Here is a 23,955-nt window from a genome sequence, read left to right as displayed (position 1 = left end):
AGTAGCCTTTCTTTTTTATTTCATAAAGTCTCAGAAATCTATTATAAACTCATCGAAGCTGGTATTCTCTATTCCCATTTTCTCCTTCAGCCTCATCTTACGCCTGGATATGCTGGCCTTGGCAATATGATATATTTCAGAAAGTGTTGACATGGAAAGTTCCATTTTCACCAGACAGCAGAAACGGATGTCATCCTCAGTAAGCTGCGGACACAGTTCCTTCAATCTCGCTGTAAACATATCAAAGCAGGCATCGGTATTTCCGGTGATTATGTTCCAGTCATCATCCGAAAGATGAAGCGCCCCCTGCGCATTCTGTCTCCTCATTATGACAGGAAGAGTGACATTGTTCAACTGCCTGAAATAGTCTATACTCTTATTCAGCTTTTCAATTTCCTTCTGTTTCAGTTCTTCCTGCTTGCGAGCAAGCGAAATCTCCACATCCCTTCGCTTTATGGTTTCTTCCATTTTAAGGCATGTCTCCATCCTCAGCCGTTCGGTCAGTTTACGTTTGTGCGAACGGTAATGATGCAGCAACACAGAAAGTATCATTATCAATACCAATGCACCAAGAACGAACTTCGAAAACATAAGCTGGCTGGACGCCGCCTGCATTTCAGCCTTGTTGGCACGGTCACGCTGTATATTATACTCATGAACTCCATGAATTTTTTCCATAAGCTCTTCCCTCCTGTCGGCTATAAGAGTATCAAGCGCCAATGTGTAATCCTTGAGATATTGATACGACTGCGAAATCATTCCAAGCCTGTTGTACATTTCAGACACCTGCCTGAAAGCTTTGATACGTAACGACCTGTCCACACTGTAAATATTCGGGAATATATATTTATCCACAGAATCCTTTTTGTCGGCCACAGCAAACCCCTGCCCTTTTAAAATCAGAAGTTCATTCCTAAGTTTAGGCTGTGTACAGAGCTCCAGTCCCCTGTCGGCAAAAAACAAGACACTGTCCACACTGTTATTGCTCAAATACGCCTGCGATAAATGTTTATACAGGTCAGCTTTCATTTCATTACCCACATCAATAATCGAAAGGGCATTACGCAATGTGGAATAAACCTTCGCCAAATCATTTTTTTTAGTATAATACAAAGCTTTCTCATGCAGGAATTCCACGTGTACGGACGGCTTCCTTATACTATTCAACAATCGTCCGGCGTTACCGATATAAAGGCTATCCATGTCAGACCTCATCTTCAGTCTATACAACTGTGCCAACCGAAGATTTATCCTGAAATGCAGCATACTGTCCGCTCCGGCAAATTTCTCAGCCAGCAGATAACTGTCAATGGCTCTCAGTATATAGTAATTATGCTGTCTGATTTCTCCCTGACAGAAATATGCTACAGCAAGACACGAATCCATATTCTCCCTCGAAAGGACTTTCAAAGGGGTATTCAGTATTGAGTCATTTTTAGGGAAACTATCATTATGACACATGTCACGTACAAGAGCGAGTACTTTTAACGCACTTCTTACTTCCGTGTTTTCCGATTTCGAACAAGCAGAAAACAAAATAAACAATAGAGGGATGTATATAAAAGATTTTAAAGGTCTTAATAAAGGCATACATTAAAGCAAATTTTTAACGAATATACAAAAGAGGCCCAACAATGCGATACTTAGCCTAAACTTTTTATATAAAAATAATGCTTTTAAAATTTTCCAAATACCGTTCAAACACTATTTAAGTAATGTTTAGATTGTGTTTACAGAATTATTTCCGAAAATTAAAATTGCTTATCCACCAATAATAATATTGATGAATAAGCAATCGACAAATCCCGATAAAAATAAATCGCGGACTATATGTTAAGCTTATTCTTCGAATAATTTCCTTAGCGCAGTCTCTTCGCCCACTACCCAGACTATATCGCCTACATTTAACGGCGTATCTACATCAGGAGCATGCAAAGTTACGTCATTAGAGTTCTCAATTCCTACCACCAGACAATGGTATTTATTCCTTATTCCGCTTTCACGAATAGTCTTGCCAACGAATTTAGATCCGTCGTTCACCTCGAATTGTTTCAAAAGCATTTCCTTCTTTTCGAAATCATCGTCAACACATCCTTCGGAAACAGCTTCAGCATGTTCGGCAAAATCAGACAATTGTGAGTCCGACCCTATCACCTGTATGGTATCCCCCGGGAATATCCTTGTCTGTCCCCCGGGAATATTTATTCGGTGTGTACCACGGATTATTGACACAACATGTACTCCGAAGCGTTTACCAAGATTCAGTTCCATCAATGTCAATCCCGCCCAAAGTGAATCAGGCGAAATCTTTATATCAGTCAAGTGTATATCCCTGTCGAGCAGACTTCCTGCATATTCAGGTTTCTTTGCCCCACGATAAACCATAAACATATCCTTCGACCTCATGTTCTGTAAGAAAGTCCTTTCCATAAGTATAGACTGCCGTTTGAGGAAACGTGAGAATATCATGACAAGTACAATCACTATCGCCACTCCCACCATAATGGCTACAGATGCCTGGAATATATGCTTTATTACATATATCACAAAGAATACGCCAATCAATATACGCAATATTATCACAGATATAAGCGGAGCATGATTGAAGCGGCTGTCATTCCACAAAGCCTTGAACTCTATCGAGTGGTTCTTCTTCATTATCATAGCCCTCAGGAAAGGCGCTATGATAATAATAGTTATCACTGCTCCTGCCCAGTTTCCCCACGTATCGCCAAGTGTCTCGACAAGCAATGGAACTATGAAGCTGAACGATATGAATATTGCCGCTATCGACAATACCGAATATACAACAGTTATTCTTATTATGGCTGTAATAAGCGCCTTCCAGTTACTCTGATAATTGGCAGGCTGTGTAGAGCCGGAATACCTGTCAATAAGATTTCTCCATTTCGGCGGCATACGCTTATCCACAAAGTTGTACGCAGGCACTGACAGACGTATCATATACGGCGTAAGGAATGTCGTTATAACGGATACAGCCACTACTATCGGATAGAGAAAGTCGCTTGTCACGTTCAGGCTTACCCCGAGCGACGCTATGATAAATGCGAACTCACCTATCTGAGTCAGACTGAAACCACACTGCATGGCAGTCTTGAGCGACTGTCCGGAAAGTAGTACACCTCCCGTACCGAAAATTGTCTGTCCGAGCAATATCGCCACGGTAATAGCAATAATAGGCCATATATACTCCACAATCAGATTAGGATCGACCATCATACCTACTGACACAAAGAATATCGCGCCAAACAGGTCCTTTACCGGAGCCACAAGTTTTTCTATACGTTCCGAATCAAGAGTCTCGGCAAGTATGGACCCCATTATGAAAGCTCCGAATGCAGGAGAAAATCCTACTTTTGCCGCCAGTACCACCATGCCGAAACACATGCCCAACGAGAAAATCAGCAGCGTCTCGTCACTCATCAGCTTGCGCGAGCGTTTTAGGAATGTAGGAATAAGATACATACCTACCACGAACCACAGGATAAGGAAGAACACCAGTTTCAGGATGCTCCCCACCATCTCCATACCTTCAAAGTTCTTGCTCACAGCCATTGTTGAAAGCATTACCATAAGCACAATGGCCAATATATCCTCTATAATAAGGATACTCAGCACAAGGCCGGTAAATTTCTGCTGTCGCAATCCAAGGTCGTCAAACGCCTTGTATATTATCGTAGTTGACGACATGGCGAGCATTCCTCCCAAATAGATACAGTCCATCTGTTTCCATCCGAAAATCCACCCCACGAAAACTCCCACCACAATCATACACAGAATAATGGAGCAGGCCGATATTATGGCAGAACCTCCCACCTTCATAAGTTTCTTGAAGCTGAAGTCCAGTCCCAAAGCAAACAGAAGGAATATCACACCTATGTCCGACCATGTCTTTATACTGTCGGCGTCAGTTACAGACGGAGTAAACTCAAAATGCGGACTCGCCAGAAATCCGGCGACAATGTATCCGAGCACCAATGGCTGTTTCAGTTTCTTGAACACAAGAGTCATTGCACCGGCACATATCAAAATCAAAGCCAAATCGCTTATCAAAGGAGCCAAATGAGACATAATATTTATAAATAGTTATTTCAAGCGCAAAATTACTAAATATAATAATAGAAAAAGCGGAAGTTCATGTAAAATATCACATAAACTTCCGCCTAATTATATCAAAAAGACAATATTATTTCCTGAAAGGAGGTTTTACCACAACAGCCTTTAGTTTTCTGCCACGGTTGTCAAGGCAGATTTCAGTTCCGGGCTTCGAGAACTCTGTCTTGACATATCCCATACCTATACCTATTTTACGAATAGGCGACATTGTTCCTGACGTAACATTACCTATCACGTTTCCTTCGGCATCTGTCAGTGAATAGCCATGCCGGGGGATACCCCTGTCAATCATTTCGAAACCTACAAGCTTACGCGTTACCCCTTCCGCCTTCTGTTTTTCAAGTGCCGCGCGGTTTGTAAAGTTCTTTCCATCCACGAATTTTGTTATCCATCCCAGTCCGGCTTCTATAGGCGATGTAGTGTCGTCAATATCATTTCCGTAAAGACAGAATCCCATCTCGAGGCGTAATGTGTCCCGTGCCCCAAGCCCTATCGGCTTGATGCCGAATTCCTCGCCTGCGTCGAATACCGCGTTCCATATCCTCTCGGCATCCTGCGGATAGAAATAAAGTTCGAAACCACCGGCTCCGGTATATCCTGTGTTCGAAATTATCACATTCTCAACTCCGGCCAGTTCGCCTACCTTGAATGTATAATATGGTATTTCGGACAATACAACGTCCGTCAGTTTCTGCAATGTGTCAATTGCTTTTGGTCCCTGAATGGCAAGCTGGGCTATATTGTCGGACGAGTTCTCCAATTCGGCACCAAAACTGTTGTGCGCCACACACCAGTTCCAGTCCTTTTCAATATTGGCGGCATTCACTACCAGCATATACTTGTCAGGTTCGTACGAATAAACCAGCAAGTCGTCCACTATACCTCCCTTTTCGTTCGGGAAACAAGTATATTGTATTTTCCCCGGAGTCAGTACAGCCGCATTGTTTGATGTAACCTGTTGTATAAATTCAAGAGCCGAAGGACCTTTCACCCAGAATTCTCCCATGTGCGAAACGTCGAATACTCCTACTCCCTGACACACAGTGATATGCTCATCGATAATTCCTGAATATTCTATAGGCATGTTATAACCTGCGAATTCGTGCATCTTAGCCCCCAACGCTATATGCTTCTCTGTAAATGGAGTTGTTTTCATTCGTATTATTTTTAAGTTTGTGAGTTTATTAGTTTGTGAGTTTGTGATTACCAACTTAAAAACTTACAAACTCACAAACTATTACAATAATCAATATCTGTTAGCAGTAAGCTCGGCTATCTTCACAATAACCATTACCGCTTTCTGTATGGACTGTACAGGTACGAATTCATATCTGCCATGGAAGTTCAGCCCTCCCGCAAAGATGTTAGGACAAGGCAAACCCTTGAAAGAAAGCTGCGCGCCGTCTGTACCTCCACGGATAGCCTTCACCTTAGGATCCACTCCGGCCTCTTTCATTGCGCCGAAAGCTATATCAATGATATGCATCAACGGCTCAACTTCCTGACGCATATTGTAATACTGGTCTCTCACTTCTACAGACACAATCTTACCGCCATATTTGGCATTAATTTTTTTCGCGCATTCAGCTACAAACGCCTTACGCTTTTCAAATATCTCTCTGTCGTGGTCGCGGATAATATACGAAAGCTCAGACTCTTCCACCTCACCTTTCATGCCTACCAGATGATAAAAGCCTTCGTACCCCTCAGTAGTGGCAGGAGTCTCGTTTGCCGGCAACATAGACATAAACTCATTAGCCACGAGCATCGAGTTAATCATCTTGTTCTTGGCATATCCCGGATGTACGTTTCTTCCTTTGATAACAATTTTGGCCGCGGCAGCATTGAAATTCTCGAATTCCAGTTCTCCCACTTCGCCGCCGTCCATTGTATAAGCCCACTTCGCGCCGAATTTCTCCACATCGAACTTGTGTGCTCCAAGGCCTATTTCCTCGTCAGGATTGAAACCTATTCTGATTTTTCCATGCTTTATTTCAGGATGCGCCTTCAGATAAGCCATAGCCGAAACAATCTCAGCTATACCGGCCTTGTCGTCAGCACCGAGCAGTGTGTGTCCGTCTGTCACTATAAGGTCCTCTCCCTTGTGGTCCAACAGTTCAGGAAACTGTGCAGGCGACAATACTATATTGTCCTTGTCGCAAAGAACGATGTCAGCGCCATCATAATTCTCCACTATGCGTGGCTTAACATTTGCTCCACTAATATCAGGACTTGTATCCATGTGAGCAATGAAACCTATCACAGGAACAGGTCTGTCAACATTGGCAGGCAAGGTGGCAAACAGATATCCGTTTTCGTCAAGCGAGATTTCTTCAAGCCCAAGTTCCTGAAGTTCACTTTTCAGATATTTTGCAAATTCCATCTGCTTTGCGGTACTTGGCGTGACGCCAGTACTCTCGTCCGATTGAGTATCAAAAGTCACATACTTTAAAAATCTGTCTATTTCTGTCATGTCTCTTCTATGTTAAATATTCATTGATGTAAAGTTAAATAAATGGTTTCTAATAACAAAACCACACCCGTCTTTTTTGGCAATTTTTCATACAATATATTCCTTTTAAAAGAAATGTATTATAAAAACCAAAAAGTCTTATCAAAAGAACAAGGAACTATTGCATAAGTTTAGTACTTTTGTCGCCAAAACAAATATATAGATGAAATTATATTCCACATTACTACTCATAGCGTGTCTTATAGCGCTTCCCTTGAATGTTTCAGGACAAGAATCAGCGATAACTCCAGATAGTATCAGTGCCGAATCCGACACGACAGCCGTTCTAAGCAAAAAAGAGCTCAAAAGGCTGAAAAGGGCAAACAGAAATGTACATTACAATATACTAGGCGGACCGAGCTATACACCCGATTTCGGGGTATTAGTTGGTGGAAGCGCATTGGTTACATTCAGAATGAACGCCAAGGACACCGCCATGCGGCGTTCCGTAGTACCCGCGTCAATAGCATTCATGTTCAATGGAGGTTTGAACGTAGTGGTGAAGCCCCAACTGTTCTTCAAGGACGACAGGTTCCGCATCTTCGGACAGTTCTTATATAAGAACACCCGTGAAAATTATTACGGAGTGGGATATACCACCAACAAGAACTATCTCCGCGGGAAAGAGACAAGCCAGTACAAATACAGCGGAATACAGATTAACCCTTGGTTCCTGTTCCGCCTGAAGGAAAGCAATTTCTTTGCCGGTCCACAGATAGACCTGAACTACGACCACATGATGGACGTAGCCAAAGGCATAACCGAGGACCCTGACTTCATCAAGGCCGGAGGTACAGCAGACGGATATAAGAACTTCAGTTCCGGTCTGGGTTTCCTGCTGAGCTACGATTCAAGAGACATCCCCGCAAACGCTTACAAGGGTGTTTACTTCGACTTCCGCGGAATCATGTATCAAAAATGGCTTGGAGGTGACGACAATTACTACCGTATTGAACTGGACTACCGGCAGTATAAATCAGTAGGAAAAAGAAAGACACTGGCATGGACTGTCCAGAGCAAGAACGTGATAGGCAACAATATTCCTATCAACAAGTACGTACTTAGCGGTACGCCTTTCGACCTGCGCGGATACTATATGGGGCAATTCCGCGACAAGTCCGCACATTTGGCAATACTCGAATACAGACAGATGTTTAATACAGACAAGAGCAACATCTGGAAGAGAATCATAAGCCACCTTGGATATGTGGCATGGGGCGGAGCCGGATTTATGGGACCCAATCCTACAAGGATAGAAGGAGTTCTGCCTAATGTCGGAGTAGGTTTGAGAATTGAAGTCCAGCCACGCATGAACTTCCGACTTGATATAGGCAGGGACTTCGTAAACAAGCAGAACCTGTTCTACATAAACATGACAGAAGCATTCTGATAAAACATTTTCATACAACAAAAAAACTCCGCAAGGCGCTATTGCCTGCGGAGTTTTTTTATTTATTCAAATTTCGGTTTCACCAAGACTTGCAGAAGTTAAACGAGTTTAAGAAGTTATAGTCCGCCTGACTCAATAACTTCTATAACTTCTTAACTTCTATAACTTCTATAACTTCCCCAATAAAATTGAATCAGAAGCTGCTTGAACCGTCGAAACAGTGTGTACAAACCTTGCACTTAGGCAGTCCTATTGCTTCGATAAGAGTTTCAAGAGTATTGAACTTAAGTGAAGTAAGTCCGAAACGTGCTCTTATACGTTCCACCAGTTCCTTATATTCAGGCGAATCCGTAGTGGCATACTTGTCAAGGTTTGCATTCTCGTCGCCTTCTATTTCCTTTATTATACGTCGTGTGATAAGTTCCATATCACTTTTCGACGAAGTAAATCCGATGAACGGACATCCGTAAATCAGCGGCGGACAAGCAATACGCATGTGTACTTCCTTAGCTCCGTAATCGTAAAGAATGTTCACATTGTCGCGCAGCTGAGTGCCACGGACGATAGAGTCGTCACAAAACAACAGTCTCTTTCCCTGAAGCATAGAGCGGTTAGGAATAAGTTTCATCTTAGCCACAAGCGAACGCATGTTCTGATTACTTGGAGTAAAGCTGCGAGGCCATGTAGGAGTATATTTTGCTATCGCGCGATGATACGGAATACCCTTTCCTTCGGCATAACCCAAAGCCATACCTACTCCCGAATCAGGAATACCGCAAGCGCAGTCCACTTCCGAGTCGTCAGTCTGTCCCATCTTGTATCCTGAGGCGAAACGTACTTCCTCAACATTCTTTCCTTCGTAGCAAGAAACCGGGAAGCCATAGTAAACCCACAAAAAAGAGCAGATCTGCATTTTATCGTTAGGTTTGCGCATCTGCTCCAGTCCGTCGGCGCGCATACGGATAATCTCTCCGGGGCCGACATATTTTTCTATTTCAAAATCAAGGTTAGGCAAGCTGCTCGACTCGCTTGTAGCGGCGTATGCTCCGTTTTTCTTACCGATAATAATAGGTGTACGTCCCCATTTGTCGCGTGCCACGATAATACCGTCCTCAGTAAGAATAAGCATAGAGCAAGAACCCTTTATCTTGTTGAATACATTCTCTATACCATCCACGAAATCCTTTCCCTGAACTATCAGCAGCGCTATAAGCTCTGTCTGGTTGGTCTTGTTCATCGTCATTTCAGAAAGATGCATGTTCGACGCGAGAAGTTCATTCACCAGTTCCTCTTCGTTATTGATTTTAGCTACCGTCACTATGGCGAACTTGCCCAAGTGAGAGTTAATCATTATAGGTTGCGGGTCAGTGTCACTTATCACCCCTATACCTGCATTCCCTTTAAACTGTGGAAGCTCTGATTCGAACTTAGTGCGGAAATATGAACTTTCCAAACTGTGAATAGCGCGCATGAAACCCTCACCTGCAGCGTAAGTAGCCATTCCGGCACGTTTCGTGCCGAGGTGAGAATTATAGTCTGTGCCGTAAAACAAATCGGTCACACATTCAGCCTTAGAGACTGTACCAAAAAAACCTCCCATTCTTTTTAAGCAATTAAATTAGTTTAAGCGGTACAAAAGTACAAAAAATTCAGAAAATATGCATAAGCGGATAAGCTTAAAGGTTACAAAAAATTGGTACAGGCTACAATCTGAAAACAAAAAAACGGGTTTTGTTTTGGATAGAATATTGTTTACACTAACTTTACACAAATTATAAACGTTAGACCCAATGATACATAAAACCTACAAGGCTTATCTATTTGATTTCGACTATACACTGGCCGACTCATCGCGCGGCATAGTGATGTGTTTCAGGAATGTGCTTGCCATGCACGGACATGACGGCATCAGTGATGAATCGATAAAACGGACCATAGGAAAAACTCTGGAAGAATCGTTCACCATTCTTACAGGCATCGACGACAAAGAAACCTTAGCCGCCTACCGCAAAGAGTATGTGGCACAGGCCGACAGACTTATGACTGCCAACACCGTACTGTTTCCGGAAACGCTTGATGTACTGTCACGCCTAAAGGAAAGAGGAGCAAGAATAGGGATAATCTCCACAAAGTACAGATACAGAATCATGGAGCTTTTAGGAAAGAAACTTCCCGAAGGTTTTCTTGACATAATAGTAGGTGGAGAAGATGTAAAGACCCCTAAGCCATCACCCGAAGGACTGACGTTCGCCATAAGCCATTTGGGATTAGATAAAAACGATGTTCTGTATTGCGGCGACAGCACCGTCGATGCCGAAACGGCACTCAACGCCGGAGTCGATTTTGCAGGAGTACTGCACGGGATGACTACACGCGAAGAACTTGAGGCATATCCGCATGTAAATATAATGACATCGCTCGACGAGTTGTTGTAAAGAACAACCGACATTTCAAGTTGTCCGATTCATGCCACACCTATTTGTTTCATAAAGCACAAAGCCTCCGGCACTGCCGAGGCTTCTGTTCTTTTATTCTCTTATCTCACTTTTTCAATAACCGTCTGTACGACTTTCCTGCCATTCTCATTTATTGAATGTCAATCAATCCTTCCAACTTTACCACTAACTTGCGTACAGGTTCTATCAAAGGTAATACATCTTCCTCTGCAAAGTCAAAGAAATCATTGTAATCTCCAGTAATCCTATTTTGAAGCAATCGTGAATACAATCTTCCTTCTTCCTTGGTTAAAAGTCCTTTTGAGACATAATGCATTCCCAATTGTCCTACCACTCCATTATGTGTTTGAGACTTTAATCCTGCACTCATCAGCAAAGCCGATGCCATATAAAAACATGCATAATACATCCGTTGTATAGCTAAGTTCCAATGCTTAGTCTCAATCATGTCTTCAGCTTCACGCAGTGTCGCATAAGCTTTTTCCTTACGGTAAAACACAACAGCCTTTATATCTTCTTCATTCAAACTCATACCAACAAAATTCCCTCATCTTTTACATTATGGAAAAAAGGTGTAAAATGATACTTCATCCAGTCTTTTACAGTATATAATATCGGACTAACACATTCATTCATAGACCAACCAAGTTCAACCAATGGATAAGACAGATTATCATAATCCTCAGCCTCTATTTTTGGTTTGTCCAATAGAATAAGAATATCCCAGTCAGAATCTTTTCTTGCATCACCTCTTGCCTGTGAGCCAAACAGATAAGCATGTGAGCCAGGAGGTAATATATTCTGCAAAGTTTTTTTTAGCTGGTAAAATACTTCATGTTTCATTTTTCCATATCCTTTTATGCAAAAGAAATCAATTTCTTTTTAAAAAGCAAATTTCTATCATTAAAAGAGCCTCTAAGACCGAGTATCCAACATAAAAGACATATATTCATATTTCCCGAAATAACCATCTATTCCTAAAACACGAAGCCACCGGCAACCGCCGAAGGCTCCTGTTTCTTTATTCTTATATCTCACTTTTCTATAACCTCCAACACAACCTCTCTCAATAGTGAATTCTCCGTGTGTTCATACTTCTTACAGCATGACAGCACATTTAGGCACCAGTTTGAGGCAACACCATAAAAGGAGACGGTGATAGTTATAAAGGACGTAATTCTACGGTCATTCCCATTGCTGCCGCTATTTTGTAAAGTGTAGCAACTGTAGGAACTGTCAGTCCTCTTTCTATTCTTGAAATATAACCTTTGTCTGCACCAATACGTTTTGCAAGTTCTGCCTGTGTCAACCTTGCATTTTTGCGGGCTTCCAACAATATTTGGGCATTATACTCCTCCCATGCCTTTTCGCGGTTCTTCTCACGTTCTGGAGTTCCTTCCGCTCCAAGCCCCTCATCAAGCCATGCATCCAAATCATAGATGTCTTTACTTATTTCCTTTAGTTGCATAATATTCCTCCTTTAACTTTATGGCTTTCTTGATTTCATTGTCATCTTATTGTATCACAGTTCTTTTTTTTCAAATATACGAAATAACGACAATATCAGGCATAACAAAGTGTTAAAAAAATTATATATACTGTATTTCTATTGTAAACTCCACGTCAAAATTTGCGTGACACGTTCGTGCAACGAGAGTAACACGTATGTGTAACGCGTGTGGTACGTTCGTGTAACGCGTGTAACACCTACGTGTTACACTAATAATTATCAGGCGCAAAAAAAACGATGACCGCCAACAATAAGGCAAGCCATCGCTTTTATATCATTTATGAAACAATATTATTCTTTTATTCTGATAAGAATGTTAGACAGGATTGCCGTAAGACCACCTGTAGTGATACCCGACGAGAAAATGTTCTTAAGCGTTTCCGGCAACTGCGAAAGTATCTCAGGAACAAGTTCCACGCTCAGTCCGAAAGAGAAGCTCAACGCCATTACCAACGTAGCCTTTCTGTCAATCTTCTGAGAAGCGATGATACGTATTCCGGCAGCGGCTACGGTTCCGAACATCAGCAGAGTGGCACCTCCAAGTACCGGTTCAGGCATAAGCGAGAACACAAGCCCTACAGCCGGGAACAGACCGAGCAGGATAAGGAAACCCGCAATGAAATATCCCACATAGCGGCTGGCAACACCTGTAAGCTGAATCATACCGTTGTTCTGGGCGAAAATCGAATTAGGAAAGGAGTTGAAGATACCTGCAAGCATGGAGTTGAAACCATCGGCAAGGATACCTCCGGAAGCACGCTTGACAAACTTCTCTCCCTCAACAGGCTCGCCAGAGATAAGCGAATTGGCTGTGACGTCGCCATACGCCTCGATGGCGGTGATGAGATAAACAAGTCCCAGACCTATGATGGCAGAAATATCGAACGAGATTCCGTACTTGAAAGGTACAGGGATGTTGAAACCGCCGTAACTCTGTACGGAAGAAAAATCGACCATACCCAAAGCCCAAGCGACGATGTATCCCACAAGAAGACCTATCACGATGGAGCTCATGCGCAGATAGCGGTTGGAGCTGCGGTTGAAGATGATGATGAGGACAAGAACCAAAGCCGCAAGTCCTACATGCTGGAAGGCTCCGAAAGTTCCGTCGTTCTGTGCGGTCACACCTCCACCACAAGCTGAAATTCCTACCTTGATAAGGCTCATACCGATGAGGGTAACCACGATGCCCGACACGAGGGGAGTGATGATTTTACGTGTATATTTAAGCACACGGCTGATAAGCATCTCGACAGTAGAAGCCGCAATAGTCGCTCCGAATATGGAACTCAGCCCGCCGGTAAGTCCGGCTGATATGATAGGACCGATAAAAGAGAAACTTGTTCCCTGGATACAGAGTAATCCGCAACCGATAGGCCCTACCCTCCTGCACTGTATGAAAGTAGAGACTCCTGAAGCAAAAAGCGCCATGGAAACAAGGAAACCTGTTGTCTCGATGTCAAGTCCCAAAGCTCCGGCTATGATAAGCGGAGGAGTGATGATTGCCACGAAAATGGCAAGCAGGTGCTGCAAAGCCGCAAAAATGGTATCCTTCAAAGGCGGGCGGTCGTTAAGTCCGTAAATCAGCCCCTCGCCAGGGGCTACATTCTGTTCATTTTCCATTTGTTGATTTGAGTTTTTGAGTTTATGAGTTTATAAGTTTGTGAGTTTATGATGTTATCATAAGCCAACTAAAGAACTAAAAAACTAAAGAACTTACATTTCTTTAAGAACTATCTTGCAGTTGTCAAGGCTTTCGATGATGGCAAGCGACTCTACATGTACTCCCATGCTTCTGAGCTGTTCGCCGCCGTGCTGGAATGATTTCTCAATCAGGAATCCCATACCGACAAGTTCGGCTCCTGCCTTATTGACAAGGTCTATGATACCTTTGGCAGCATTGCCATTGGCAAGGAAATCGTCGATGAAAAGCACTTTGTCGCCCGGACACAGATAATCGCCGCTCACGCAGACATCGTAGTTTCTGTCTTTGGTGAAAGAATAAACAGTAGTTGTGAGCATGTTCTCCATCGTGCTTGGTTTCTTCTTCTTTGCAAATACTACAGGAAGTTCGAGCAAATAGCCCACCATGATGGCCGGTGCTATACCACTGGCCTCGATAGTCAGCACTTTGTTAATCTTGGTACTGGCAAACCGCCTTACAAATTCCACCGCCATGGATTTCATCAGAATAGGGTCCATCTGATGATTGATAAAGTTGTCAACTTTAAGGATACCACCTTCAAAACATTTTCCGTCTCGCAATATCCGTTCCTTCAATGCTTTCATACGTGCAACTAATTATTAAAAGAGTTTCTTAATGATTTTGAAGGTGCAAAATTACAAGAAAATTCTTTATGTATTACAAAATTATGACAATATCTTACTTTTCGCCACCAATTAAATATACATCATCGAGTGTAATTACATTCCAGTTGTCAACCTCAATGCCCGACATCTGCAGCTTTTCATCCACAAGTATGAGAGTTATTCTATTGAAACTTCCTCCCGCAAAACTTTTCCCCAAATCAGCGGATGCCTCATATCCAAGACCACCTTTATTATATTCCAACGTGAAATTTAAGGGGACATTAAGAGTTACAGGATTTATCAATACCGCTATCGCATAAGACTCGCCAGTAACGGTATATGACAAACCGCTTATGTCTAAATCGGACTTTACATCAACACCTGACTTGACCATTCCCGCTGATTCGAACGAATATACATGAGGAGTGACAATTCCCTCACCCGAGAATTTACATCCGGTAATCTCCATATCGTCAGCCGAGCTCAGACCATTTATATTAAGATACAAAAGAGAATAAACATGTTTGAGAGAATTATCATTGGCAAAAGTAACCAAACCGTTATTCGTGGAATACGACGTAGTGCAACTGCCCGCAAGAAAATCATATTTTCCTATCTCGGCAAGAGAACCGGTCTGGATAGTGAGGTCGGGCATGGGTACAGAGGACAACGTGACGCCTGAAACTTCGTCACATGGATAATAGGCATGGAATTCAAAATCATCAGTACGATTTTTCCAAAAAACTGTCTCAGAAGTAGTCCAATCGCTATTTTCGTACTTCCATAATACAGGTGTGGAACGTTCAGGAACGAACAATCCTATCTGGTCATTAACGGAAAAAGTAACATATCCATCAATGTCAGTCACTGTTTTTGATAATTTGGTCTCACCTACTTCCACATAAAGCCCTACGGGTAAATCCTGACGGAATTCAATCTTTTCGTCATTACATGAACTGAGAGTAAAAACAGCAACTAAGGTAAAAATCGTCTTTTTCATAATATAATAATTTTAAATTAATATGTATGTAATGTATAACCTGAAAACAAACACAATAGATACATATCCGCTCAAAAAAATATTAATTTTTTATGATTGCACACAAAAAAAACTATTTTTGCCTTATCTAAACAAAACATCACAGTAATGAAAAAATTCTATTTATCACTCGCTTTTGCCTTATTGGCATATAATTGTATTTTGGCCCAACAGGCAAAATATGTTTTCTATTTCATAGGCGACGGCATGGGAGTAAACCAGGTTCAGGGTACAGAACTGTTTCAGGGTGAGCTGAAAGGGGAAATAGGCATAGAGCCATTATGCTTCACCCAGTTTCCCGCCGCCACAGTAGCTACAACTTTCTCCGCCACAAACGGAGTTACCGACTCGGCTGCCGCAGGAACAGCCCTCGCTACAGGGAATAAGACCAAAAACGGAGCAATAGGTGTACTGAAAGACCTCGAGACACCGGTCAACAGCGTTGCTGTTTGGGCAAAAAACAGCGGTCGCAGAGTGGGTATAGCCACAAGTGTCAGTGTAGACCATGCCACTCCTGCCGCATTCTATGCACATGAGGCAAGTAGAAGCAGCTATTATAACATCGGTACTGACCTCTACACTGCAGGTTTTGATTTCTATGCCGGCTCTGATTTCATGGAACCGGACAACAAAAAGGACAGTAATGCAAAGAACCTCTACAAAATGGCAGAAGAATACGGCTATTCTATCGCCAGAGGATATAAGGATTACACCAGTAAAAGCGCAAAGGCAGACAAGATGATATTGTTCCAGACCGAGGAAGCCTCATCTAAAGACAGAAGTGCGATTCCATACGCAATTGACAGAACAGAAAAAGACATGACACTGGAGGAAATAACACGCTCTGCCATCGACTTCCTTTCAAAAGATCTGAGCAAGGGATTCTTCCTGATGGTGGAAGGCGGGAAAATAGACTGGGCATGCCACAGTAATGACGGAGCAACAGCATTCCGCGAAGTACAGGATTTCGACAAGGCTATAAAACAGGCATACGAATTCTACAAACAGCATCCGGATGAAACTCTTATTGTAGTGACAGCCGACCATGAAACCGGAGGTATAGTATTGGGAACAGGCCAGTACAAACTGAACCTTAAAGCCATCGAAAACCAGAAGACAAGCGAAAGCGGGTTTACAAAGATACTGAATTCTATGCGCAAGGAGTATAAAAACAATGTTCCTTGGAAAGCTGTACAGGATGCATTGGAAGAGAATTTCGGATTCTGGGATGAAATAGAACTGTCGGAAGAGCAGGAAACGCGTCTGAAAAGCGTTTACGAGAAGACTTTGAAAGGTCAGAAAGCCAAAATGGAAAAAAGTGAATATGCCCAGGATGAAGCTCTGGCAGCTGAAGCAAAACGTATAATAAACGAGATAGCCCTCATCGGATGGACCAGCGGAGGTCATTCCGCAGGATATGTTCCTGTATTTGCCATCGGCGCAGGCTCGGAAAACTTCAGCGGAAGACTGGACAACACACAGATTCCAAAACTGATAGCAAAATCTGCAGGATACAATGTCGAAAAATAATAATCGCACATTTCGTTTTTTTGTGTAAACCGCATCCCTTATTCGAATTCGAAATAATGGCTGAGTCTCAATATATCGTCCTCGGTGAACTCACCGAGGATTGATATTTGCGACATGCCGCTTAGGGGACCGCGTTTCCGCCTGAAATCAATTATGGCCTTTGCCTTATAATAATCCATGTAAGGATGATTGCGCAGCTCGTCCATACCGGCCTTGTTGACATTGATTTTACGCGACAATCCCGATTTCACCTCAAACCAGTCGAGCAATGTGGAATCGACATATCTGATTTCAAGCAACTGGCGTACGTCATAGAATCCGCCGAGGCGGTTTCTGTAGTTCACAATATTCCTTGAAATAACACTGCCTATGCCGGGCACTTTCTTCAATATCAACGTATCGGCAGAATTCACATCAATGATAAATTTCGAGGTGTATTTTTCCTGTCTGGGATATAATAATGATGTGTCCTTCCTTGACTTTGTTCCGTAATAACCTGAAGCTTCGGCAGATTTCTTATATGTGTAACCGCGTACAGACGGGGAGGTATTATGATTTTTATTGTACGCATAAGTCTTTCCGCCCTTCCATTCGCGCCTGTCATTTTCCACTTTTGCATAAAGAGAATCCGCAATATCCAAAGTTTCTACGGTTACGCAATTACTAACGTTATAAAATCCGCCACCGATAACGACTCCAACGAGCAGTAGAATAACAATAAGCAATAACAATATCGTCCTGCGCTGTCCACGCGTATAATAGAACCAGTCCTTCAACATATAGAACTTGCTTTATTAGAACAGTCCCAATTCGTTAAGGAATATGAGCATAATGCCTACAGGCGCAATAAACTTCAGAATATTGATATACAATGGATAGAACGTAGGCTTGAGAGTACCGTAATTTGTGGCCTCGCCTTTCACTATAGCTTTATCAAGCACCCATCCTACAAAGATTGCAGACAACATGCCCGAAACCGGAAGCATGATTTTAGCGGTAAGATAGTCCAAAGCATCAAAGAAATTCATGCCGGCAATCTTGAAACCGCTCCACTCGCCAAGGGCAAGCGACGACACAACGCCTATCATCCAGCACCCTACGGACACTATTGTGGCTGCCTTACCACGTACAAGACCGAACTTTTCGTGAAGAAAAGCCGTTGACACCTCATGCAGAGATATGGTTGAAGTAAGTGCCGCCAACGCCAGAAGCAAATAGAATGCCGCGGCACAAATCATAGCAAGAAACGGTACTCCCGAAAAGGCCTGCTGGAACACATTGGGCAAGGTTATGAATATCAGCGAAGGACCGGAACCGGGATTTATACCAACCGAAAAAGCGGCAGGGAATATAATTATTCCTGCAAGTATGGCGACAAAAGTATCTATCATGCCTACACTCATAGCAGTATGTCCAAGTCTTGTATCCTTACCGAAATAAGAGGCGTAAGTTGACAAACAACCCATACCGAGACTCATAGAGAAGAAGGCCTGTCCCATAGCTCCAAGAAACACTTCAGGAGTGACTTTACTGAAATCAGGCTTGAAAAGGAACTCAAGACCTTTTTCCGCGCCCGGTAGAGTGACTGAACATATAGCCAGCAATACCACAAGAATGAAAAGTACAGGCATCATGACCTTTGAAGAACGTTCTATACCATCCTTCACACCTCTTACTATTACGTAATGGGTGAGAAACATGAATACCGTAAGCCATATAATAGGACGTAGAGGATCGGACGAAAACTCATTGAACATAGCTATAAAGCCTTCGGCATCCTTACCATTGAAGCCTCCGGTGACAGACTGTAGAAGATATTCCAAAGTCCATCCGGCAACGACGGAATAATATCCCAAAATAAGAAACCCTGTCAGAACGCCCAAATAGCCTACCCATTTCCATTGGGTACCTGGCGCAAGGACACTGAAAGACCCTCCGGTGCTGGCCTTGGCTCTACGTCCGATAGTAAACTCGGCAACCATGATAGGCAAACCGAATATGAATATACATCCTAAATATATCAGTATGAAAGCCGCACCACCGTGATTACCCGCCTCGTATGGAAATCGCCAAATGTTCCCCAAGCCTACGGCAGAACCTGCGGCCGCCAATATCGCTCCCAATTTACTTCCAAAACTTACTCTGTCGTGATTATGTTGCATAAAAAAACATATTAAATAATAAATAGAACTGTTTTAAGGCACAAATGTACAAAAAATATCATATTTTTGGCATCCGAATTAATATTTATAACATGATTACATATTTAAAACGTTATCCACTGTCGATTCTGGTAATAGCGGCAATACTTTACCTGTCGTTCTTCAAACCTCCACAAACATCGATTAACGAGATAAAGAATATTGATAAATTAGTACATGTATGCATGTACGGAGGACTGACCATAGTTCTATGGACAGAACATCTGAGGCAACACTTTCCGATGATAAGGAAACATCTGATAATAGGGGGTGTAATATGTCCGATAATAATGAGCGGACTTATCGAAATAGGACAATCCACGCTTACGGAGACACGAGGTGGCGACTGGATGGATTTTCTGGCCAATATAGTAGGAGTAATTTCAGGCAGTCTGTTCAGTTATTACATCCTGCGTCCGTATATATGGAAGAAACGTAAGAACATTTGACCATCAAACAAAAAAATGCTCATAAGGCGCTGAATAAACATTGCCAAATGAACATTCTTTATATATTTGGAAAAGATTAATCTTCCTTAACTTCCCAACCTAACGCGCTTGCGCCAAGAACGGCAGCATCAGCATCTTTAAGCTGAGAAAGCAACAATTTAGTCTTTCCGGCATAAATCTTAAGAACATTTTCATCCATAGCTTTCTGGATAGGCTTCATGATAAGATCGCCTGACTTGGCAAGACCTCCGAACAGGATAATAGCTTCAGGACTTGAAAATGCAATGAAATCCGCCAAAGCTCTACCGAGAATATTTCCTGTATATTCGAAAATATCCTGAGCGAGTTTATCGCCCTTGATTGCAGCATCGTAAACATCCTTTGACACGATTTCCTCGGCAGGAATTTCTCTAAGCAAACTTGGTTCAGAGCGTGCCACAAGGAATTCGCGTGCAGTACGTGCAACACCTGTAGCAGAGCAATAAGTCTCAAGACAACCCTTGCGTCCGCATCCGCAGATACGACCGTCGCGCTCAGCAATCACGTGACCAAGCTCACCCGCAAAACCATCGTGGCCATATACCAACTGGCCGTTTACAACGATACCGCTACCTACACCTGTACCAAGTGTAATCATAATGAAATCTCTCAATCCGCGAGCAGCACCGTAAGTCATTTCACCGATTGCAGCCGCATTGGCATCGTTTGTAAGTGCTGTAGGGATTCCCAACTTGTCTTCAAACATGGCAGCCAAAGGAATAACTCCCTTCCATGGAAGATTAGGAGCAAACTCGATTGTTCCTTTATAATAGTTACCGTTAGGCGCACCTACACCAACTCCTTTAAACTTCTCAGCACCGCCAAACTGCTGCAAAAGAGGGATAAGCTTTTTGCAAACAGCATCTACATACTCGTCAATAGTCTCATAATCCTGAGTCTTTATAGAGTCTGAGGCCAACACATTACCACGAGAATCAACTACACCGAATACGGTATTAGTACCGCCGATATCCATACCAACTACATATGGCTTTTCCATATTTACTGTCATGACATTAATTGTTTAGGGTTAATTATTGAGACAAAAATATACAATTGACGTGTATCACACAAATTTTTCATGCAAATATTAATATGAGTATATAAGTTTTTTTCTAATTTAGCCGCGATTTTATTAATTAATTGACACAATGATTCATCTGAAGGACATAAACAAGACATATCATAACGGTGCCCCCCTACACGTCTTGAAAGGTATTAACCTCGATATAGAAAAAGGGGAATTCGTTTCCATAATGGGAGCATCCGGTTCAGGAAAGTCCACATTACTTAATATATTGGGAATACTTGACAACTATGATACAGGGGAATACACTTTAAACGGCGTGCTGATAAAAGACCTGAGTGAGACAAAAGCTGCCGAATACAGAAACAGGATGATAGGCTTCATCTTCCAGTCATTCAACCTTATTTCATTTAAAAACGCGATGGAGAACGTGGCTCTGCCACTGTATTACCAGGGGGTAAGCAGGAAAAAAAGAAATGAGCTCGCAATGGAATATCTTGACAAGCTCGGACTGAAAGAATGGGCCCACCACATGCCGAACGAACTCTCAGGAGGACAGAAACAGAGAGTCGCAATAGCAAGGGCCCTTATATCCAAACCGGAAATAATACTGGCCGACGAACCTACAGGGGCACTTGACAGCAAGACTTCTGTTGAGGTAATGAACATTCTGAAAGAGCTTCACGAGAAAGAAGGACTTACGATAATAATAGTGACTCACGAGAGCGGAGTGGCGAACCAGACAAACAAAATTATCCACATCAAGGATGGAATCATAGAAAAAATTGAAGACAACATAGACCATAACGCTTCACCGTTCGGCAAAGACGGATTCATGAAATAACACAAGTGACATGACAGATCTTATTCAAGAAATATACGGAACAATAATGCGAAACAAGCTGCGCACGGCCTTGACGGGATTTGCAGTAGCCTGGGGAATATACATGCTTATTGTTCTTTTGGGGGCAGGGAACGGACTTATCCATGCCTTTGAAAACCAGTCGGCAGACATGAAGATGAACTCCATGAAGATTTATCCGGGAGTAACATCGAAGGCTTTCAACGGACTGAACGAGGGAAGAAACATTTCGCTGAACGAAAGCGACATGAAAATAACCTCTAAAAGATTTACGGAAAACATAACCACAGTAGGTGCCACAACAAGCCACAGCGGAATACTGACATACGGCAAGGAGAATGTAAGTATCACTATTGACGGCGTATTTCCCAACCATACGGACATGGAGCCTATGAAGCTCGTGAAAGGCAGGTTCATCAACAAGCGCGATATGGACGAGATGCGCAAGGTAATGGTATTACACCAAAAGACGTACGACATTCTTTTCCCAAATACAGAAGGCATCGGAAAATATATCACGTCGCAAGGAGTGATGTATCAGGTAGTGGGAATATATTCCGACCAAAACAGTTTCTCGCCAAGCGCACTGGTTCCGTTTACTACTCTACAGCTTATCTACAGTAAGGGAGACAGCATAGACAATATAATATTTTCTACGCAAAACCTGACAGACGAGGCAAGCAATGATGCTTTCGAGGAAGAATACCGGGCCGCAATAGGAAAGAACAACAATTTTGCTCCCGACGATGACAGCGCGATATGGATATGGAACAGATTTACGCAATATCTCCAGCAGCAGTCGGCTACAAATATCCTTAACATCTCAATATGGGTTGTCGGTATCTTCACATTATTGAGCGGGATTGTAGGAGTAAGCAATATAATGCTGATAACCGTAAGAGAAAGGACACACGAGTTCGGAATAAGAAAAGCCCTCGGAGCAAAACCTTCATCTATATTATGGCTGATAATATCGGAAAGCGTGGTAATAACGACGTTTTTCGGATATATAGGCATGGTGGCAGGAATAGCCACTACTGAATACATGAATGTAGTAGCCGGAAAGCAGGTAGTAGACGCCGGTGTCTTCTCGATGACAGTCTTCGAGAATCCTACCGTAGATATAAAAATAGCCATACAGGCCACACTGACACTTATAATAGCCGGAACACTTGCCGGACTGTTTCCTGCAAGAAAGGCTGTTATGATACGACCGATAGAAGCACTTAGAGCAGACTGATTATGAGACGATTTGATTTGGATACATGCGAGGAAATATTCCTCACCATAACAAGAAACAAGACTCGAAGCCTGCTTACGGCTTTCGGAGTGTTTTGGGGAATATTCATGCTTGTGGCCCTGATGGGAGGAACAAAGGGCGTACAGGACCTGATGGCAAAACAGTTTGTAGGATTTGCCACCAACTCGGGATTTATGGGTACCAACCAGACAAGCAAGGCATATAAAGGTTTCCAGCAGGGACGATTCTGGGAACTAACAAACACTGACGTGGAAAGAGTAAGACGCAGTGTGCCGGAAATAGAGGTTGTAACGCCTAACATCACCAAATGGGGAATGGACATGGTTTACAATGAGAACAAGACCTCAGGAACACTTAAAGGGCTTTATCCGATATATGCCAAGATAGAAGAACCGCAAATCTCGATGGGCAGGTATATCAACGATATGGACATCATAAACAAGCGTAAAGTCTGTGTGCTCGGCAGCAGAATTTTCGAAAGCCTGTTCCCGGACAAGAACAATCCGTGTGGCAAGTATATCGAGGTCAACGGTATATACTATCAGGTTATCGGAGTGAATATGGCTGCAGGAAACATGTCCGTACAAGGCCAGGCTGAGACTTCAATCATAATTCCTTTCTCGACAATGCAACAGAACTACAACTTCGGCGACAAGATACAGATGCTGAGTTTTACGGTAAAGAAAGGTTACTCCGTAAGTGAGGTACAGAAAAAAGTGGAAACGGTTATCAAGCGCGCTCATAATGTTCATCCTGACGACAAGCAGGCCGTAATAAGCGTAAACGCTGAGGCCATGTTCGGAATGATGGACAACTTGTTCTCCGGAATAGAAGTCTTGGGATGGATGGTGGGACTTGGCACATTGCTGGCGGGAGCAATAGGAGTAAGCAACATCATGATGGTGACAGTAAAAGAAAGAACTACTGAAATTGGTATCCGAAGAGCCATAGGGGCACGCCCGAACGACATACTGAGCCAGATTCTAACGGAAAGTATGGTGCTTACCATCATAGCGGGCATGAGCGGAATATCATTCGCAGTTTTCCTTCTGAATATTGTAGAAGAGGCACTCTCCTCGCCTACCTCGGCTGCACACTTCCAGATAAGTTTCTGGGGAGCCATCGGCGCATGTATCTTACTGCTTATCCTGGGATTACTTGCCGGACTGGCACCTGCCTTCAGGGCAATGGCCATCAAGCCTATAGAAGCCATCAGGGATGAGTGATGTTTA

At 42.8% G+C, this 23,955-nt stretch carries 21 protein-coding genes; 7 read left to right on the top strand and 14 right to left on the bottom strand.

Features of this window, described 5'->3' with window-relative positions; genetic code table 11:
* Window positions 1–30: 30 nt before the first annotated feature.
* The 4 genes from H6A27_RS06520 to pepT all read right to left on the bottom strand — a co-directional run bounded on the left by H6A27_RS06520 (window position 31) and on the right by pepT (window position 6,610).
* On the bottom strand, window positions 31–1,590 hold the full coding sequence (locus tag H6A27_RS06520; RefSeq protein WP_204508073.1) for a hypothetical protein: 1,560 nt from the start codon (window positions 1,588–1,590) through the stop codon (window positions 31–33).
* Between the two features lie 249 nt (window positions 1,591–1,839).
* A complete protein-coding gene (locus tag H6A27_RS06515; protein WP_204400769.1) occupies window positions 1,840–4,092 on the bottom strand; it encodes a cation:proton antiporter domain-containing protein in 2,253 nt (750 codons plus the stop codon).
* A gap of 115 nt (window positions 4,093–4,207) precedes the next feature.
* Window positions 4,208–5,293 carry a glycine cleavage system aminomethyltransferase GcvT gene (gene gcvT / locus H6A27_RS06510; RefSeq protein ID WP_204508072.1) on the bottom strand — a complete coding sequence of 362 codons (1,086 nt, stop codon included), beginning with the start codon at window positions 5,291–5,293 and terminating at the stop codon, window positions 4,208–4,210.
* Window positions 5,294–5,383: 90 nt separating this feature from the next.
* Window positions 5,384–6,610, bottom strand: coding sequence for a peptidase T (gene pepT, locus H6A27_RS06505; protein ID WP_204508071.1), 1,227 nt, complete (start codon window positions 6,608–6,610; stop codon window positions 5,384–5,386).
* A 202-nt stretch (window positions 6,611–6,812) separates the two neighbouring features.
* Here pepT and H6A27_RS06500 point away from each other — a divergent pair, with 202 nt between their 5' ends.
* The gene (locus tag H6A27_RS06500; RefSeq protein ID WP_204400764.1) at window positions 6,813–8,039 is read left to right on the top strand and encodes a BamA/TamA family outer membrane protein; all 1,227 of its coding nucleotides are present in this window, start codon (window positions 6,813–6,815) and stop codon (window positions 8,037–8,039) included.
* Between the two features lie 193 nt (window positions 8,040–8,232).
* Here the strand turns inward: H6A27_RS06500 and H6A27_RS06495 are convergent, their stop codons facing one another.
* The gene (locus H6A27_RS06495) at window positions 8,233–9,639 is read right to left on the bottom strand and encodes an amidophosphoribosyltransferase (RefSeq protein ID WP_204400762.1); all 1,407 of its coding nucleotides are present in this window, start codon (window positions 9,637–9,639) and stop codon (window positions 8,233–8,235) included.
* 190 nt (window positions 9,640–9,829) lie between these two features.
* Between H6A27_RS06495 and H6A27_RS06490 the strand changes: the two genes are divergently transcribed.
* On the top strand, window positions 9,830–10,474 hold the full coding sequence (locus H6A27_RS06490; protein WP_204508070.1) for an HAD family hydrolase: 645 nt from the start codon (window positions 9,830–9,832) through the stop codon (window positions 10,472–10,474).
* A 151-nt stretch (window positions 10,475–10,625) separates the two neighbouring features.
* Here H6A27_RS06490 and H6A27_RS06485 read toward each other — a convergent pair whose 3' ends face one another.
* The 6 genes from H6A27_RS06485 to H6A27_RS06460 form a co-directional block, all read right to left on the bottom strand.
* Window positions 10,626–11,027 (bottom strand): HEPN domain-containing protein, encoded by a 402-nt coding sequence (locus H6A27_RS06485; protein WP_204400759.1) that lies wholly within the window; start codon window positions 11,025–11,027, stop codon window positions 10,626–10,628.
* On the bottom strand, window positions 11,024–11,338 hold the full coding sequence (locus tag H6A27_RS06480; protein ID WP_204508069.1) for a nucleotidyltransferase domain-containing protein: 315 nt from the start codon (window positions 11,336–11,338) through the stop codon (window positions 11,024–11,026). Before H6A27_RS06480 ends, H6A27_RS06485 begins: the two co-directional genes overlap by 4 nt.
* A 319-nt stretch (window positions 11,339–11,657) precedes the next feature.
* Window positions 11,658–11,963: a helix-turn-helix domain-containing protein gene (locus tag H6A27_RS06475; protein ID WP_204508068.1), complete on the bottom strand. Its 306-nt coding sequence runs from the start codon at window positions 11,961–11,963 to the stop codon at window positions 11,658–11,660.
* 333 nt (window positions 11,964–12,296) lie between these two features.
* Window positions 12,297–13,628, bottom strand: a complete 1,332-nt coding sequence (locus H6A27_RS06470) for a nucleobase:cation symporter-2 family protein (RefSeq protein ID WP_204508067.1) — start codon at window positions 13,626–13,628, stop codon at window positions 12,297–12,299.
* Window positions 13,629–13,721: 93 nt separating this feature from the next.
* Window positions 13,722–14,294, bottom strand: coding sequence for a xanthine phosphoribosyltransferase (gene xpt, locus H6A27_RS06465; protein ID WP_204508066.1), 573 nt, complete (start codon window positions 14,292–14,294; stop codon window positions 13,722–13,724).
* A gap of 94 nt (window positions 14,295–14,388) precedes the next feature.
* Complete coding sequence (locus H6A27_RS06460; protein WP_204508065.1) at window positions 14,389–15,315, bottom strand: fimbrillin family protein; 927 nt, start codon at window positions 15,313–15,315, stop codon at window positions 14,389–14,391.
* A 147-nt stretch (window positions 15,316–15,462) separates the two neighbouring features.
* Between H6A27_RS06460 and H6A27_RS06455 the strand changes: the two genes are divergently transcribed.
* A complete protein-coding gene (locus H6A27_RS06455; protein WP_204508064.1) occupies window positions 15,463–16,884 on the top strand; it encodes an alkaline phosphatase in 1,422 nt (473 codons plus the stop codon).
* Between the two features lie 38 nt (window positions 16,885–16,922).
* Here H6A27_RS06455 and H6A27_RS06450 read toward each other — a convergent pair whose 3' ends face one another.
* The gene (locus H6A27_RS06450; RefSeq protein ID WP_204508063.1) at window positions 16,923–17,663 is read right to left on the bottom strand and encodes a ComEA family DNA-binding protein; all 741 of its coding nucleotides are present in this window, start codon (window positions 17,661–17,663) and stop codon (window positions 16,923–16,925) included.
* A gap of 15 nt (window positions 17,664–17,678) precedes the next feature.
* The gene (locus H6A27_RS06445; protein ID WP_204401888.1) at window positions 17,679–19,046 is read right to left on the bottom strand and encodes a sodium-dependent transporter; all 1,368 of its coding nucleotides are present in this window, start codon (window positions 19,044–19,046) and stop codon (window positions 17,679–17,681) included.
* Window positions 19,047–19,138: 92 nt separating this feature from the next.
* Here H6A27_RS06445 and H6A27_RS06440 point away from each other — a divergent pair, with 92 nt between their 5' ends.
* Window positions 19,139–19,534, top strand: a complete 396-nt coding sequence (locus H6A27_RS06440) for a VanZ family protein (RefSeq protein WP_204508062.1) — start codon at window positions 19,139–19,141, stop codon at window positions 19,532–19,534.
* 76 nt (window positions 19,535–19,610) lie between these two features.
* Here the strand turns inward: H6A27_RS06440 and H6A27_RS06435 are convergent, their stop codons facing one another.
* On the bottom strand, window positions 19,611–20,585 hold the full coding sequence (locus tag H6A27_RS06435) for an ROK family protein (protein ID WP_204401892.1): 975 nt from the start codon (window positions 20,583–20,585) through the stop codon (window positions 19,611–19,613).
* Window positions 20,586–20,724: 139 nt separating this feature from the next.
* Here H6A27_RS06435 and H6A27_RS06430 point away from each other — a divergent pair, with 139 nt between their 5' ends.
* The 3 genes from H6A27_RS06430 to H6A27_RS06420 are packed head-to-tail and all read left to right on the top strand — an operon-like array spanning window position 20,725 to window position 23,949.
* Window positions 20,725–21,444, top strand: a complete 720-nt coding sequence (locus tag H6A27_RS06430; RefSeq protein WP_204508061.1) for an ABC transporter ATP-binding protein — start codon at window positions 20,725–20,727, stop codon at window positions 21,442–21,444.
* Window positions 21,445–21,454: 10 nt separating this feature from the next.
* Window positions 21,455–22,702: an ABC transporter permease gene (locus tag H6A27_RS06425; protein ID WP_204401896.1), complete on the top strand. Its 1,248-nt coding sequence runs from the start codon at window positions 21,455–21,457 to the stop codon at window positions 22,700–22,702.
* A gap of 2 nt (window positions 22,703–22,704) precedes the next feature.
* On the top strand, window positions 22,705–23,949 hold the full coding sequence (locus H6A27_RS06420; RefSeq protein ID WP_204508060.1) for an ABC transporter permease: 1,245 nt from the start codon (window positions 22,705–22,707) through the stop codon (window positions 23,947–23,949).
* The last annotated feature ends 6 nt before the right edge of the window (window positions 23,950–23,955 follow it).

It is taken from the genome of Bacteroides caecigallinarum, from assembly GCF_016902295.1.
Taxonomy (GTDB): Bacteria; Bacteroidota; Bacteroidia; order Bacteroidales; family Bacteroidaceae; genus Phocaeicola; species Phocaeicola caecigallinarum_A.
The sequence above is the reverse complement of the archived record's forward strand: the minus strand, read 5'-3'. Positions and strand labels throughout refer to the sequence as shown.